The organism is Methylocapsa polymorpha, assembly GCF_045689225.1.
Classification (GTDB): domain Bacteria; phylum Pseudomonadota; class Alphaproteobacteria; order Rhizobiales; family Beijerinckiaceae; genus Methylocapsa; species Methylocapsa polymorpha.
Genome location: NZ_CP136862.1, coordinates 3,794,511 through 3,810,751 on the forward strand (window position 1 = coordinate 3,794,511; position 16,241 = coordinate 3,810,751).

Genomic DNA, 16,241 nt, shown 5'->3' on the forward strand with positions numbered 1-16,241 from the left:
TGAGCGGATCGAACCGCGCTAACCAGCGCTTTGCGCGGCGAGAGTCGCCTCGACAATGGCGAGCGCCGCCTTGAACGCCGCCTCGACATCGAGCTTCGTTGTATCAAGCACGACGGCGTCACCCGCCACTTTCAAAGGCGCGGCGGCGCGGCCGCTGTCGCGGGCGTCGCGCGTGCGAATGTCTTCGAGCACGGCCGCGTAATCGACCTTTTCGCCGCGGCTTTTCAATTCCAGGGCGCGACGCGTGGCCCGCGCCTCGACGCTGGCTGTCACGAAAATCTTGGGGCGCGCCTCGGGGCAGATGACGGTGCCGATGTCGCGTCCGTCGAGCACAGCCCCTCCAGGGCGGAGAGCAAAGCCGCGCTGCATTTCTACGAGCGCCACCCGCACCTCCGGGATCGCCGCGACGATGGAAGCGGCCTCTCCCATGCCGCGTCCGCGCAGCGCGGCTTCGTCGAAATCGGTGAGAGCCAGGCCGCGCGCGGACGCAATCGCAGCCGCGCGATCCGAAAGATCATGGCCCTGCTCCAGCAAGGCCCGCGCGGTCGCCCGATAGAGGAGCCCGGTGTCGAGATGCGGCAGATTCAAATGCTGCGCGAGACGACGCGCAATCGTGCCTTTGCCGGATGCGGCGGGGCCGTCAATGGCTATGATCATGCAAACCGCGCTCCCAGCCGCTCCATCTCGGCCCTGAAAGTTGGAAAGCTCGTCGCGATCATGCGCGAATCGTCGATGACCATCGGGCGCCGCGAAGCGAGGCCGAGGCAAAGAAAGCTCATCGCAATGCGATGGTCCAGATGCGTCTTGACCTCGCCGCCGCCGGCGACCTCGCCGCCGCATCCCTCGACGATCAGATCGTCGCCTATGATTTGAGTCTGCACGCCGGCCTCGCGCAAGCCGTCGGCGACCGCGGCAAGCCGATCGGATTCCTTGACCCGCAATTCATGCAAGCCACGCAGCCGCGATTCGCCGGAGGCGAAGGCGGCGGCGACGGCTAAGATCGGATATTCGTCAATCATCGAAGGCGCGCGCGCGGCTGGGACATCGACGCCCCTAAGCGCCGCCGCGCGAACGCGCAAATCAGCGACCTCCTCGCCGCCCTCGTCGCGACGGTCGAGAATTTCAATGTCGGCGCCCATCTCGAGCAATGTCGTAAGCAGGCCCGTGCGCAGCGGATTCATCATCACGGCTTCGATCACAATATCGGACCCTGGCGCGATCGTCGCGGCGACCAAGGGAAACGCTGCGGAGGACGGATCGGCTGGAACAATCAGGGGCGCCGGACGCAGCTCCGGCCGGCCTTCGAGAGTGATTATGCGCCCATGCGCCTCAAAAGGCTCGACGCTGATCGAGGCGCCGAAATGTTTCAACATCTTTTCTGTATGGTCGCGGGTGGCCTCCGTCTCGATCACGGTCGTGCGGCCGGGCGAATTGAGCCCCGCAAGAAGGACGGCCGACTTGATCTGCGCCGAGGCGACCGGCGGCCGGTAGACGATCGGGACCGGTTCGCTTGCGCCCTTGAGCTGGATCGGGCAGCGTCCGCCCTCGGCCTCAGACAAAACCTCCGCCCCCATCAGAATGAGGGGATCGAGAATCCGCCGCATTGGCCGTTTGCGCAGCGAGGCGTCGCCGTCGAACCAGGCGGTCATGGCGTGGCCGCCGACAACGCCCATCATCAGGCGCATGCCGGTTCCCGAATTGCCGAAGTCGAGCGGATCGCGTGGCGCCAGCAAGGAGCCTATTCCGCAGCCGCGGACGCGCCAGCGCCCTTCGCCCAAGCGCTTGACCTCGGCGCCGAGCGCACCGCAGGCGGCGGCGGTGTGCAAGACGTCGTCGCCTTCGAGCAGGCCCTCGATTTCGGTTTCGCCAATCGAGAGCAGGCCGAGAATCAGGGCCCGGTGCGAAATCGATTTGTCGCCCGGAGGCTTCAGCCGGCCGCGCAATGGCCCGGACACATGCGCCGAGAGGCTTTTTGCCGCAACCTCCGTCAAGGCCGCTTCGGAAGGAAAGTCGGGTAAAGACAAGCAAGTCCCATAAGTTTGCGCCGCCCAATTGCAGCGCTGGTAACACGTTGACCGGCTTCCTGTCATCAGAGCCGCCTCCCCGCGCAACTTCCATTTGACAGGCGCGCTTTGCATGACTAACCGGACCCGCACAGTTCTGCGACGGCGGCCTGCAGCCCAGGAGCCTAAGTCCGTTCAAGAGGTAAGTCTGTGGCGAAACCAGAGCTCGGCAATAAGCACCAGTGTCAACATTGCGGCGCCCGATTCTTTGATCTCAATAAAACCCCGATCACGTGCCCCAAATGCGGGACAATTTTTCAGGCCGCGCCGTTGTCGCGCGCGGCCCTGCGCGCTGCGGCGGCCGACGATGAAGACGTCGAAACGGTCGTTGGAGCCGAAATCATTTCGCTCGAGGACGCCGACGCCGGCGACGACAAGATCGTGGTGGAGGCGGACGACGATGTCGAGATCGAAGTCGCCGACGACACTTTTCTCGAGGAAGAGGAGGAGGACGGCGACGACGTGGTCGATCTGATCGACGATGTCCATGACGACGACGAAGAACGCTGATGTTTAGCTTGTGAAGCGCGGTGGTTGAGGCTATACAGCCGCCGCATCGCCTCGCGGGCCTGCTCCAAGAAGGAGCTTCGTTGACGGCGTCCAATGTCCGGCCCAAGCGGACATGAGGCATAGCAAACCTAAGTCGGGGTCATAGCTCAGTTGGGAGAGCGCTTCAATGGCATTGAAGAGGTCCGCGGTTCGATTCCGCGTGGCTCCACCAATCTTATCAAAGGCTTAGGGGAAGCAGCTAAGCCTTTGTTCCATCGCAGGAACCGCTGCGGAGCCGCTTGGGGAAAGTCTTAGAAAGTCGCGGCGCCGGGGCTCGTTCAGCGCTCATTCTTTCTGGGATTCCATTTCTCCCCCAAACCCTCGCCCAATTGCGGATTGCCTCGCGCCTGCGAAAGCCGCCGCAAGCGACTTGGCGCCGCGACAATCCGCCCTATCCTTCCATTTGGCTGGGATGGGCGAAGAGCGAGGCGGCAATGGCGGAAGTCGCGGGCGGTTTCGAAGCCGCGTCCTTCAACCAGACGCCCCCCTTCGAAAATATCGATCTCTTCGCGACTGATCTTCCACTACGCGAGGCGCTGGCGCGCGCTTGCGTCGATGCGTCTGCAACCGGCCTACTGGAATTCGGTAAGGATTTCGGCTCGGAGGAGACGTTCGACCTAGGTCGCCTCGCAAATCAAGTTCCGCCGCGCCTCCATATCGTCGACGCCAAGGGCGATCGCGCGGACCGGATCGAATTCCATCCTGCCTATCACGCCTTGATGCAAAAGAGCATGGCGGCCGGCCTCCATTGCTCATCCTGGGAGCCCGGCGAAACGAAGACCACGGAGCGCGCCGCGCGGCTTTATATGGCGACCCAGGTCGAAGCCGGGCATTTGTGCCCGACGACCATGACCAACGCCGGCCTCGCCGCGCTCGCCGCCTCCCCTGAGCTCCATGAAGCCTGGGCGCCGCGCATCCTTTCGCGCGACTATGATTCCCGGATGAAGCCGTGGTTTGAGAAATGCGCCGTGACGCTTGGCATGGGCATGACCGAGCGCCAAAGTGGAACGGATGTGCGCGCCACGATGAGCCAGGCGAAACCGCAAAATGGGCATTATGAAATCACCGGCCACAAATGGTTTATGTCAGCGCCCATGTCGGACGCTTTTCTTGTGCTGGCGCAGGCGCCGGGCGGACTCACATGCTTTCTTCTGCCCCGTTTTCGACCGGACGGAAGCGTCAACGCGCTCCGATTTCAGCGCCTCAAGGATAAGCTCGGCAATCGCTCCAACGCATCGTCGGAAGTGGAGTTTCATGCGGCCTACGCTGAGCGCGTCGGCGCTGAGGGCGAGGGCGTGCGAAGCATCATCAGAATGGTGCAACTGACCAGGCTCGATTGCGCGGTGGCCGCGGCCGGGCAGATGCGCATGGGCCTCGCCCAGGCGGCGCATCATGCGCGCCATCGCTCTGTCTTCCAGCGCCGTCTTATGGAACAGCCGGCGATGCGCGCGGTTCTCGCCGATCTCGCTCTGGAGAGCGAAGCCAATACCGCCCTCGTCTTTCGCTTGACGCGCGCCTACGACAGGGCCCGCCGCGACGAGGCCGAAGCCGCCTATGCGCGGCTGATGACTCCGGCCGTTAAATATCTCGTGGCGAAATCGGCGCCTTCATTCATTTACGAGACGCTCGAATGCCTCGGGGGCAATGGCTATGTTGAGGATCTGCCAATGGCGCGGCTCTACCGTGAGGCGCCGCTGAACGCGATCTGGGAGGGGTCCGGCACGGTCATGGCGCTCGACGTCTTGCGCGCGTTTCGCCAAAGCCGTGAGGCCGCGGAGGCCGTGATCGACAGGCTTGCGGCTGCGGCCGGCGCGCCCGGCCGAGCTACGGCCGACGCGATCAAACAGAATCTCGACGCGAAGGATCTCGAAAGCCGCGCCCGCTTCGTCGCCGAAAAGCTGGCGAGGCTCGGCGCGCTCGCGGCCCTTCATGAGGCCGACGGCAATCTCGCTGAGGCTTACGCCGCAACAAGGCTGCAAGGCGCTCCGCGCGCGACTTGGGGCGCCAGCGATCTGGCCTCGGTCCAAAGCCTCGTTCTTTCTCGCGCCCTGTCTCAATGATTTGGTCGAGACCGCCGCGTGCGCAGGCTACGAGGCTCACGCTGAAGCGCGTTTTCCGAACATTCCCTTCACCAGACTCGGCGCGCGGAGCGTCCGCCCTTTCAAGTGGATCGCCTTCACCTGCAGCTTGCCCTTGGGCGTGAAAAGATCATCTGGCGCGACGATCTCCCCATGCTTCGCCTCAAGGCCCAATATGGCATAGGCCGCGGAAAGCATTCGCGCCGCGGAGCCCGTGTACCAAGACCATCCGCCGCGGCCGGCGTACCCGGCGCCATCATATATATCTGCCGGCTGCTGGTGCGGCGCCAGGCCATAGACGGCGAGCTTATCGCCTTCCGTCTTGCCGATTGGCGAAATCTTCATCCAACAGTCAAAAGCGCGCGCCTTCAATTTTGCCGCAAGCGCCGCATCCCCGCTTTCGCCGGCGATTTCCGCGAGACGGACATAGGCGTCGACCGTCCAGGATACGCCATGCGAATATTGTCCCCCGTTTTCGCGCACGCCGGGAGGATAATCGGCAATGCGGCCCGGATAGGGCGAGGAGTTTTCGTCGAAGGGCGGCGTTAGGAGCAGAATGCGGTCCGCCTTCTCGAGATGCGTCAGCCCCTGCTCGAGCGCCGCGAGCCCGCGTTCGAAATCAACCGCGCCGGAGAGGATCGGCCAGGCGGCCGTCATGGCGCTTTCTGGATCAAGCACGCGGCCGAAATCATCAAAAGCGAGCGCATAGCGATCGCCGAGCCACGCCGTTTCGAGATTGCGCGCCAGCCTGTCGGCTTCGCTCCTATATCGCCGCGCAGCGGCTTCGCCCTCCCGGCCCCGCGCGATCTGGCTGAAGCCAGTCAGCACGTCATGCAGGAAAAATCCCAGCCACACGCTTTCCCCGCGGCCTTGGACGCCGGCGCGATCAATGCCGTCATTCCAGTCGCCAGAGCCAATGAGAGGCAGGCCGTGCTCCCCCATGCGCGCCAGCGAATAGGCGATGGCGCGGCGGCAATGGTCATATAGGTCGCCGATCTCTCGCGACGCGCGTGGCGCGATGAAGATGTCGCTGGACCCTTTGGGTACGGGCGGGCCTTCGAGATAAGGGATTTTCTCGTCGAGCACGGAAAGATCGCCGGTCGCCGCGAGATAGCGCGCGACGACATAGGGCAGCCAAAGATGCGGATCGGAGGCGCGCGTGCGCTGTCCGACGCCGGTGCGTCCGTCGGGCGCGGCGTGCCACCATTTCAGGACATCGCCTTCCGGGAACTGCTGGCCCGCATGAAGCGCGATCTGTCGCCGCGCGAGCGTTGGATCCAGGAGGAGGAAGGGCAATACATCCTGCAGCTGGTCGCGGAAGCCAATGGCGCCGCCGCGCTGGTTCGGCCCGGTTCGCCCCCATAAGCGCGAGGCGAGGACCTGATAAGGCAACCAATAATTGACCAGTCGATCGAAGGCGGGATCGTTCGTCTCGATGCGCACCACGCTCAGGCGATCCTCCCACCAGGCGCGGGTCGCGTGCAGGGCCGCGCGCGCCGCAACGGGATCGCGCAGGTCATTGGCGACCATGGTCGCGTGATGGCGCGTCGCTGTCTGCCCGAGCACCACGGCGACGTCCATCTCGTCATTCGCGGGAACCGTGACCACCGCCGAGAAGGCGGCGACCCTTCGCCCGTCGTCTTCGCGCGATCCGTCGGCTTGGCCGGTCTCGACCATGACCGGATTGGTGAGGTCGCGACCTTTTGAGCCGATGAACCGCGTGCGAACCGTCTCGGTCGTTGCGGCGGTCAGGCTCGTCGCGGCGAAGGCCCAGCCTTTCTCGTAATCATTGGCCGGATTGATAAACAGAAGGGCTTCGGTCGTCTCGTCCCGCACCGCTTCAATCATGCCAAGGCTTTCGGTCGGCGTCTCAGCGAGCGCAATGTCGAAATAGGGCACGATCCGGTAGTCTTTCGCCGTCCCGGTCAGGTTGCGCAAAGTGAGAATCCGAACATCGGCCGAGTCGGATGGAAGCACGAAAAACGTCAATTCCAATTCGGTTTCCGGCCGCGTATTGCGGAAGGTGACGGAGCCGAGGCCATAGGCGACATCGTAGCGCGCGTCGGCGCGCCGATAGGGAATGAAGCCGGCGGCGTCGGCCTCGCCGGTGGCGAGATCGACGACATAGATGAGCTGACCGGGGAGAGAGGCTGGAACGGGCTCGAAGCGGAAAGGCGTCAGCGCATTCTGTCTTGCGTTTCCGGCGAAGGAATGGATCTCGCCTTCATTCGAAACGATGGCCCCGTGGTTCGTCGTGCTGGCCAGGACATACGTCCATGGCCGGGGCGTCCGGTGCGTGAGATGCAGTTCGCTTCCCGTCGGCGAAAAGGCGAACGGCCATGTGCTTGCAGAAGGCGCCGGCAGGGGCTCGAGCTCCCGCACGGCGTCAAAAGCGGCGCGTAAATCGCTCTCGCTCGGCTCCGCGACGCCCAAATGTTTCGCGAGGACGCGCGCGGCCATCGCTTCGGTCCGGGCATGGCCGTTGACGAAGAGGATCTCGCAGCTTCCGCCCGCCGGCAGATCGACCGCGATCGTGAGGCTCGCCGCCGGGTCGAATGTATAAAGCGCCCCTTGATCCTCAGGGCTCCGCCAACGGCCGTCCTGCAGGCTCTGTGGGCGGCGAAGGTCGCCGGTCCCAATGAAGCGCGTGCGCGAATCCTCATAGCCCAACAATTGGAGTCCGTCGCGCGTCGCGGCGGCGGCATGGAAGGCGACCTCTTTGGACATGCGTCCTGTCGTCCCATCGCGCAGGAGCCGATTTCGCGCGAAAATGGCGCTGAGCGGCCTGACGAACCAGGTCTCGACATGCATCGCATTAAAATCGGGATCGCGGACATAGGCGCCCGGCTCATGCAACGCGAGCTCCTGGAAGCTCGTCAGAACGAGTCGGCGTGAGCGGTCGGCGAGATCGAACATGCGGACTCGCCAGATTTCGACGCATCCCTCCTCGGCGAAGCCGACTTCGGCCTCGGCGCGGACATCGCCGAAACTATTGACGATCCGAAGCCGGTCCGGCTTTGGCTGGGTCACGGAATAATCCGCGCCTGCCGTGCGAGCCGGTTCGTAGCCAATGCTCCAGGACGAGTCGGCGGCTTCGTCGCGCAGATAGAAGAATCGGCCTCTGAGGTGCAGAGGATCCGTGGGGCGGCGCGTTATGTCGATCGGATGCCCGCCGCGCGCTATGCCGTTGCCCACATAGCTATAGCCCCGTCCATCCGAGAAAAGCTCGAGCCCCATGAAGGCGCTTGAAAGCGCAAAGCGCGCGGGCCCTTCCGTCACCGCGCGAGGTACGCCGGCCATTGGAGGCCCCGCCTGCCCTCGCCGAGTCCATCGCCGCGCAATGACTCCGGCCGCCACGCAAGCGCCGGGCCGCCGCGGCTACATATGCGGCGGCGAGGGCTGCGACCGAAGGCGCCATCGGCGGCGCAGCGGTGCGAATAGCTTCGGCGCCGGTCCATGCCGTATCCCATTCCGCGCCGCGCGGGATGTAAAACGGAATGAGCAAAGGCGCCCAGGTCGCGAAACGCCGGATTGCATCGGGGATGATCCGGGTTCGCGCCGGATGGCCGGCGAAGCGGGCCGCCGCCTCATCCGCCCGGTCGCCGCCAATGAAGGTCAGGTTGACCAATGTGGCGACCCGCAAGCCCATGTGATCGAACCAGATCACGACCCGCAGCCAATCATAGGCGAGAAGGCCGGTGAAGACGGCGAGGCTTGCGGAGCGGAAGTCGCCAGCGGGCATCGTGAGATTGGCGACCGTCGCCGCAACAGTGCGCACGCCGCCGTCCTGATTGTACCAGGCCGGGTCGGGCGCCTGGCGCAGAAACGAATTGATGACCGGCGCCATCCAAAGTCCCCAGCGCATCACCCTGATCGTCTGCTCGAAAAGCCCTTGGAAGCCTTCCATGCTGAGAAGCTTTTTCAATGGCGACAGGCTTCGCTGGAAAATTGCGGCGAGCACGAAGAAGTTGATGCTGAACAAGGGCGCCGCGATCGACCAGTTGATCACGCCGGAAAGCGACTCATTGTAGAAAAGCCTGACGCCGCCTCCGGTGACGCCGAGGTCGGTCGCGCCCCATTTGGCGAACCAGGGATAGATGATCAGGTGATTCGCGGCGCGGCCCGTCTCTTGATAGTTCAGCTCGGCATAGGCCCAGAATTTCGCTCTCACGACCTCGATCTGCGCGGCGTCGAAATACCAACCCAAGGCGCCGCCGACGAGGCCGCCGAGCAAGGCGGCGAGCGCGTAGACGCGCCACGTATCCATGACGCGGCGGCGGCGCGCGGCGTCAATCATGTCGAAGACGAGATCCACGCCGGCATAAGCGAGCGCCCCGACGAGAAAAAGGGCCAGAAATCGGCTGAGCCCGTCGAGCTCGGGCAGACCGCCATTCAGCGCCAGCGCGACGCCAAGTCCTGCCACAATTCCGCGCACGTAAGAGCGTGGATTGCGATAGCACGCCCAGAGCCGGCCGAAGAAGGGCGGCGTCCCGTCGGAGCTTCCTACGATGGTTTTTGCGAGCGGAAACAAAAGCGCGCCGCCGATCGCGGCGGAAAGGAGGGGAGCGTTCGAGGCCTCGCGAATGAGCGCGGGCGCGCGCAAGGCCGCGGCGGCGGCAAGCAGCAAAAATACGAATGCGCCGCCGTAGATCGCGCCCTTGACGAAGCCGCTGTTCCAATGGCGATAGGCGACCGCGAAGATCGGCGGTGCCCCTTCCAAGGAATCGATGGCGAGCCCCGTAAGGACAAACACGATGGCCCAAAGCCCCGCCTGGGCCAGCGCGGCGGCCGCGACCGCGATCACGAATTGCGCGAAAGGTCCGGCGGCGCCGGCCGTCTGAGGCAGGTCGGCGATGACGGGCGTCAGCACGGCATGGATCGCGGCTATGAAAAGCAGCGCATGAAGGCGGCGATCGCGCGAAAAATGTCCCGACATGACGATGCAAAGCGCGCCAACGAGGACCTCGACAAAGGACGTCAAGATTACGGACCGCCCCAAGATCACGCATATGTCATCTGACGGGACTGCGCCGAATGTCAGCCACGCGCCGAGCTGACGCATGAGGCCGGCGGCGCCGAGAGACAGGAGCAAGTTGAACAGGATGGGAGCGATCAGGATCGATAGGCTCTCGCGCAGCGCCAAGTGGCGCTGGGCTCGCGCCTGCACGGCTGCTGCGCTCGCAAAATAAAACGCGCATGCCGCGGCGACGCCAGGACTGGGCAGGCGCAAGAGATCGATCCAGTGGGACGGAAGTTGCCAGATCGCTGCTGTTTCGTCGCGGGACGCCACGAAGGCCGCGATCACGATTGCGTCAATCGCCGCTTCGGCGAGCCTCGGCGGCCTTCCAGCCAACGCCAATTGCAAGATCGCAAGGCCGCCAGCTCCCAGCAAAGCGGCAAGGAGCGCCCCGACGAATGGCGGCGCGGCGAAACTGACGAAGACGGATGCAAGCATGAACAGAGGCGCGCCGACGGCTAAAGCCGCGGGGTGAGTCCGCTCGCCGATCCTAGCCTCGATCATTGCGTCGCTCCTCGAATCATTTCGATTCTATCAGATCAGCGAGAATGCAAAGCCTGCGTCGCCAAAAAGGCGGTGGGCAAGGATGCCAAGCCGATCACTGGTGGGAAACCCCCAGATGAGTATGCGCCAGCGTATCCCTGTCGGAGAGCGCCGCGCGCGGGATCGCGCCTTTGCGCGGGACGATCAGCCGTTTCGGCGCGGGTTTGGCGAGAACGCGGAGGCGGCGCGGCGCGCAATCGCCTCGGCTCCGCTCGCCCTGTATCGGTCTCTATCGACGCCCGGCGACGAGCGCCTAGAGCGCTGCCGGTCGCCATGTCTCAGAGCCCGGCATTAAGCAAAAAAACATGGCCGCCGCAAGGCGCTCGGCTTTCCAACGCCGCGGCGCAGTCAGTGGCAAGTTGCGCAATAAAGCGCCAGAGCTGCTCACCCTCAGCTCGGGCCAATCACCCATTCGCGGGGTTGACGATGCTCCGGGCAAAGCCCAATCTTTCCGCATGAGCCGCGCGCGCGATCAATTCGAAATCACTTGCGACATCCTGCTTCGCGCCTATTCAATCGGGCTATTTCCGATGGCCGAAAGCGCGGACGATCCAAATCTGTTCTGGGTCGATCCCGAGGTCCGCGGCATTTTCCAGCTCGACCGCATGATCGTCTCGAGAAGCCTCGCGAAGACGATCCGCTCTGATCGTTTCGAGATCAGGATAGATCATGATTTCGACGCCGTGATCGACGCTTGCGCCGACTCCTATGACGGTCGGGACAAGACATGGATCAACACGCGCATCAAGCTGCTCTATCGGCAGCTCTTCGACATGGGCCGGGTTCATACGGTCGAAGCCTGGCATGAGGGCTCGCTCGCCGGCGGGCTTTATGGCGTCCATCTCGGCTCCGCCTTTTTCGGCGAAAGCATGTTTCACCGGAAGACCGACGCCTCGAAGGTCGCATTAGTGCATCTCGCGGCGCGGTTGGCGCGGGGAGGCTTCACGCTGCTCGACGCGCAATTCGTCACCCCGCATCTCGCCTCCCTCGGCGCCGTCGAGGCGCCGAAGGAGACCTATCGGCGTCTTCTTGCGGATGCGATGGGACGCCAAGCCGACTTCTGGACCTGGCCGAAAGGACAACCCATCCTCGGTCGAGAAGCGCTCGCCGCTTTGCCGAGCCGCGGGCGTTGAGGCCAGGCGGGAAAAGGACCGCCAAGCTTGCACGAGGCTGCGATTGATCCAGCGCATGGCGGCAAAGGGGTTGCGCACGTAGCTATGGTTAAATGGCCTCAAGCATTTGCCGCAGGGGCTCGGCGCTCAAGCGAACGCTCGCGATCTCGGAGTTAGGCGATGTCGGCCCATGATCATCTCGACCGCCACGCGGATCGGACGGCGGCAAATCTCAACAACTCATCGCCAGTTCCGGAAGGCGTGATCTACACCTGCCCGATGCATCCGCAGATCCGGCGGCCCGGACCAGGCAATTGTCCGATCTGCGGCATGACCTTGGAGCCGGATGTCGTGGTCCCCGATGCTGGGCGCAATCCGGAGCTCGTCGACATGACCCGGCGGTTCTGGGTCGGGCTGGCGCTCGCCCTCCCGGTTTTCGTGCTGGAGATGGGCGGCCACTTGCTCAATCTGCACATGCTGATCAGCCCGCAAATGTCGAGCTGGATTCAGCTCGCGCTTGCGACTCCGGTGGTGCTTTGGGCGGGCTGGCCCTTCTTCGAACGCGGCGCGCGATCGCTCCTAACGCGCAATCTCAACATGTTCACGCTGATCGCCATGGGCACGGGGGTCGCCTGGATCTATAGCGTGGCTGCGACCGTGGCGCCGGGGAGCTTTCCTCAAGCGTTCCGAGCCGCGGACGGGTCGGTGGCGACCTATTTCGAGGCCGCCGCCGTTATCACCGTTCTTGTGCTGCTCGGTCAGGTCCTCGAGCTCCGGGCGCGGGAGCGGACCTCGGGCGCCATCAAGGCCCTTCTCGAACTCGCGCCGAAGACCGCGCGGCGGATCGGCGCCGACGGCGCCGACGAAGAGACGCCGCTCGACGCCATTGTCGTCGGCGACCGGCTGCGCGTGCGGCCGGGCGAGAAAGTTCCTGTCGACGGCAAGCTTCTCGAAGGCCGCGCGACGATCGACGAATCGCTGGTCACGGGAGAATCCATGCCGGTGACGAAGGAGATCGGCGCGCCGGTCATCTCCGGCACGCTGAACCGGACCGGCTCCTTCGTGATGCGGGCCGAAAAGGTCGGCCGCAACACACTGCTCTCTCGCATCGCGCAGATGGTGGCCGAGGCGCAAAGGAGTCGCGCGCCGATCCAGCGCCTTGCCGATCAGGTCTCGGGCTGGTTCGTTCCCCTGGTGATCGCCATTGCTCTTCTCGCCTTCGGCGCCTGGGCAATCTTCGGGCCCGAACCGCGCTTCGCCTTCGGGCTTGTCGCCGCCGTCTCGGTTCTGATCATCGCCTGCCCTTGCGCGCTTGGGCTCGCCACGCCCATGTCGATCATGGTCGGCGTCGGGCGCGGGGCCCACTCCGGGGTGCTCATCAAGAACGCCGAGGCCTTGGAGCGCATGGAAAAGATCGACACGATCGTCGTCGATAAGACCGGCACGCTCACTGAAGGCAAGCCGAAGGTCGTCGCGATCCGAACGCATGGCGACGTGAGCGAAGACGAACTCTTGCGCCTCGCCGCGAGCCTTGAGCGCGCCAGCGAGCATCCGCTCGCCAACGCCATCGTCGAGGCGGCCGATGTGCGCAAGTTGGCGCTAGCGGAACCGTCCGGCTTCGAGGCCCCGGTAGGAAAAGGCGTGCTCGGCGCGGTCGATGGCCGCGAGCTCGCGATCGGCAGCGCCAAATTCCTCGAAGCAAACGGCGTCTCGACGGAGGCCCTCGCAAAGGAGGCCGACGAGCTGCGCCGGGACGGCGCCACTGCGATATTCGCAAGCATAGATGGAAAGCTCGCGGGCCTCATTGCCATCGCCGATCCGGTCAAGCCGACCACGGCCGACGCCCTCGCGACGCTGCGCAAGCAAGGCGTTCGCATCGTCATGCTCACCGGCGACAACCGCGTCACAGCCGAGGCCGTCGCACGCCGGCTCGGCGTCGACGAAGTGGAGGCCGACGTGCTGCCCGATCGAAAAAGCGCGGTGGTGGAGCGTCTGCGACGAGAAGGCCGCATCGTCGCCATGGCCGGCGACGGCGTCAACGACGCGCCGGCGCTCGCTGCCGCCGATGTCGGCGTCGCCATGGGCGCCGGCGCGGATGTCGCAATAGAGAGCGCCGGCGTGACTTTGCTCAAGGGCGATCTTCGCGGACTCGTGCGGGCGCGCCTCCTGTCCAGGGCGACGATGCGCAACATAAGGCAGAATCTCTTTTTCGCCTTCGTCTACAATGCTGTCGGCGTGCCGATCGCCGCTGGCGTGCTCTATCCTGTGTTCGGGATTCTCCTGTCGCCAATCATCGCCGCGGCCGCCATGACCTTATCATCGATCAGCGTGATCTTGAATGCGCTGCGGCTGAGAACGGTCGCCATCGACTAAAGCCGGGATCTTCAGCCTCTACGACAGCGCGGTTCGGCCCTTCACGACAGGCCGTCCTTGCCGAGCAGCGAGTCCAGCTTCGCGCGTTCGCTTTCGCTCAAACCATCTGTAGAAGCCGTGCTCGCGCGGCCTCGTCTTGCCGCGAAAATGATGACGCCAGCGCCCGCGATAAGAACGAGGAAAGGCGCCCCCCAGAGGAGCCAAGTCGTGAGCTTGAAAGGCGGCTTCAGCAAGATGAAGTCGCCATAGCGCTGGACCAGGAAAGCGCGGATCTGTTCATCGCTGTCGCCCGCCTGAAGGCGTTCGCGGACGAGGAGGCGGAGATCGCGCGCAAGATCGGCATGGGACTCGTCGATCGACTCGTTCTGGCAGACCATGCAGCGCAATTCTGCGGAGAGCGCGCGCGCCCTTGCTTCAAGCTTGGCGTCGCTCAAGATTTCATCGGGCTCGACCGCCATGGCCGCGAGCGGCGCCAGCAGAAGCGTGAGCAACAGGGCGAGGCGGCGCAACATCATCATTCCGCCGGTTGCGCGATGGCCGCGGCCTTGCGGGCGCGGCGCGCGACGCCGATCCGAAAGCTTCTATCGCTGAGCGAAAGACCGCCGCCGAACGCCATGATCAGCGCGCCGATCCAGATCAAAGCGACGAGCGGCTTCCAGAAGATGCGGGCGTTGACGGAGCCATTCGCCGCCGCGTCGGCGATGCTCACATAGACTTGGCCGAGGCCCAGCGTCGCAATGCCGGCTTCCGCCCGGCTCATTCGGCGCGTCGGATAAAAGCGCGTCGCGGGCTCGATCGAAGCCTTCAAGAGTCCATTCGAGCGAATGATCGTCCGCCCGACGATCTCGGAGTAATTTGGGCCCTGGCGCGAGAATACGCTTTCGAAGGCGAGCTGGTAGGGGCCGATCTCGACAATGTCGCCCGGCTTCAAGGCGATGATCTTCTCCGCGCCCCATCCGGTTGCGGCGAGGCCCAGCAAGGTCACGCCGAGCCCGGCATGGGCGAAAGCCGTCCCAAGCGCCTGTCGAGGCAGTCCGAGCGCCCGCTGGGCTGCCGCTGCGAAGGAAGCGCCGCCGGCAAAAAGACGCCGGATGAGGTCCGCGAAAGAACCAATGATCACATAGACGGCAAGGCCCGAGAGGATCACGCTGACGACCGGGCCTCCGCGCCACGCCGCTAGAACGAGCATGGCGATAATGCCTGCGCCGATCGCCGCGCCGAGCCGCTGCGCCGCGCCAAAGAGATCGCCGCGTTTCCACGCGAGATTTTGGCCGACCGGCATGAGGACGAAGAGCGGGACGAATAAAGGCGCGAAAGTAAGGTTGAAGAAGGGAGGGCCGACCGAAATTTTTTCTCCGGTCAAGGCTTCAAGCGCGAGCGGGTAGAGCGTGCCTATGAAAACCGTGGCGCAGCATGTCGTCAAAAGGAGATTGTTGAGGACGAGCGCGCCTTCGCGCGACACCGGCGCGAAAAGGCCGCCCTGCTTCAGCCCGCCCGCCCGAACGGCAAAAAGCGCGAGCGATCCGCCGATGAAGACCACGAGAATGGCGAGGATGAAGATCCCGCGCGTCGGGTCGCTCGCGAAAGCATGGACAGAGGTCAGGACGCCGGACCGAACGAGGAAGGTTCCGAGCAGCGACAAGGAAAAGGCGAGAATGGCGAGGAAGATCGTCCAGATCTTCAGGGCGTCGCGCTTTTCCATGACGGCCGTGCAATGCAGGAGCGCCGTCGCCGCGAGCCAAGGCATGAGCGAGGCGTTCTCGACGGGGTCCCAGAACCAGAAGCCGCCCCAGCCCAAAGTGTAATAGGCCCAATAGGAGCCCATCGCTATGCCGAGCGTCAGGCAGATCCAGGCGATGAGCGTCCAAGGCCGCACGAAACGCGCGAAAACCGCGTCGATGCGGCCGGAGATCAGCGCCGCCGCCGCGAAGGAATAAGTGATCGAGAGCCCGACATAGCCGAGATAGAGCAGCGGCGGATGAGTCGCGAGGCCTGGGTCCTGCAGCAAGGGATTGAGATCATTGCCTTCCGGCGGCGCGTCGACAAGCCGTGCGAAAGGGTTCGAGGTCAAGAGAATGAAGAGAAGGAAAGCCGCCGCTATCCAGGATTGCACGGCGAGCACATTTGCGCGCAACTCCTCCGGCATGGAGCCGGAAAACAGGGCGACCGCCGCGGCGAAGACAGAGAGAACCAGAACCCACAAAAGCATCGAGCCTTCGTGATTGCCCCAGACCCCGGTGATTTTGTAAATGAGCGGCTTCGCGGAATGCGAGTTCTCGACGACATTGGCGAGCGAAAAATCCGAGACTATGTGGGCGTAGGTCAAGGCGAAAAAAGCGTAGGCGACGAGGCCGAATCCGGCGAGCGCAGCGGATGGAGCGACCGCCATGAGACGCCGGTCGTGCGTCGCCCCGCCCCAGATCGGCAAAACTGAATTGATGAGCGCGAGCGCCAAGGCCAGGACGAGCGCATAATGGCCGGTTTCAACGATCATTCGACTCTCACT

At 64.3% G+C, this 16,241-nt stretch carries 10 protein-coding genes and 1 tRNA gene; 5 read left to right on the forward strand and 6 right to left on the reverse strand.

The features are described 5' to 3' along the window. Positions 1-18: 18 nt before the first annotated feature. Together cmk and aroA are read right to left on the reverse strand one after the other, a co-directional pair. A complete protein-coding gene (gene cmk / locus RZS28_RS17500; RefSeq protein ID WP_407339003.1) occupies positions 19-657 on the reverse strand; it encodes a (d)CMP kinase in 639 nt (212 codons plus the stop codon). Then, complete coding sequence (aroA, locus tag RZS28_RS17505; RefSeq protein ID WP_407339004.1) at positions 654-2,024, reverse strand: 3-phosphoshikimate 1-carboxyvinyltransferase; 1,371 nt, start codon at positions 2,022-2,024, stop codon at positions 654-656. The genes cmk and aroA overlap by 4 nt, the downstream gene beginning before the upstream one ends. 189 nt (positions 2,025-2,213) lie before the next feature. Here aroA and RZS28_RS17510 point away from each other — a divergent pair, with 189 nt between their 5' ends. The 3 genes from RZS28_RS17510 to RZS28_RS17520 all read left to right on the forward strand — a co-directional run bounded on the left by RZS28_RS17510 (position 2,214) and on the right by RZS28_RS17520 (position 4,672). Then, entirely contained in the window at positions 2,214-2,573 is a 360-nt protein-coding gene (locus tag RZS28_RS17510) for a TIGR02300 family protein (protein WP_407339005.1), read from the forward strand. Positions 2,574-2,708: 135 nt separating this feature from the next. Continuing rightward, positions 2,709-2,784, forward strand: a tRNA-Ala gene (locus tag RZS28_RS17515). A gap of 262 nt (positions 2,785-3,046) precedes the next feature. Further along, positions 3,047-4,672, forward strand: a complete 1,626-nt coding sequence (locus RZS28_RS17520; RefSeq protein ID WP_407339006.1) for an acyl-CoA dehydrogenase family protein — start codon at positions 3,047-3,049, stop codon at positions 4,670-4,672. A gap of 36 nt (positions 4,673-4,708) precedes the next feature. On the opposite strand, the gene RZS28_RS17525 is transcribed toward RZS28_RS17520, so the two are convergent. Both RZS28_RS17525 and RZS28_RS17530 read right to left on the reverse strand, forming a co-directional pair. Then, a complete protein-coding gene (locus RZS28_RS17525; protein ID WP_407339007.1) occupies positions 4,709-7,990 on the reverse strand; it encodes a GH36-type glycosyl hydrolase domain-containing protein in 3,282 nt (1,093 codons plus the stop codon). Further along, complete coding sequence (locus RZS28_RS17530) at positions 7,890-10,211, reverse strand: hypothetical protein (protein WP_407339008.1); 2,322 nt, start codon at positions 10,209-10,211, stop codon at positions 7,890-7,892. The genes RZS28_RS17525 and RZS28_RS17530 overlap by 101 nt, the downstream gene beginning before the upstream one ends. Before the next feature lie 494 nt (positions 10,212-10,705). Between RZS28_RS17530 and aat the strand changes: the two genes are divergently transcribed. Together aat and RZS28_RS17540 are read left to right on the forward strand one after the other, a co-directional pair. Next, the gene (aat, locus tag RZS28_RS17535) at positions 10,706-11,383 is read left to right on the forward strand and encodes a leucyl/phenylalanyl-tRNA--protein transferase (RefSeq protein ID WP_407339009.1); all 678 of its coding nucleotides are present in this window, start codon (positions 10,706-10,708) and stop codon (positions 11,381-11,383) included. 159 nt (positions 11,384-11,542) lie between these two features. Beyond that, the gene (locus tag RZS28_RS17540; protein WP_407339010.1) at positions 11,543-13,735 is read left to right on the forward strand and encodes a copper-transporting P-type ATPase; all 2,193 of its coding nucleotides are present in this window, start codon (positions 11,543-11,545) and stop codon (positions 13,733-13,735) included. Positions 13,736-13,776: 41 nt separating this feature from the next. Here RZS28_RS17540 and RZS28_RS17545 read toward each other — a convergent pair whose 3' ends face one another. Together RZS28_RS17545 and RZS28_RS17550 are read right to left on the reverse strand one after the other, a co-directional pair. Then, a complete protein-coding gene (locus tag RZS28_RS17545; RefSeq protein WP_407341161.1) occupies positions 13,777-14,247 on the reverse strand; it encodes a cytochrome c-type biogenesis protein in 471 nt (156 codons plus the stop codon). Between the two features lie 2 nt (positions 14,248-14,249). After that, positions 14,250-16,229 carry a heme lyase CcmF/NrfE family subunit gene (locus tag RZS28_RS17550; RefSeq protein WP_407339011.1) on the reverse strand — a complete coding sequence of 660 codons (1,980 nt, stop codon included), beginning with the start codon at positions 16,227-16,229 and terminating at the stop codon, positions 14,250-14,252. Positions 16,230-16,241 lie beyond the last annotated feature (12 nt).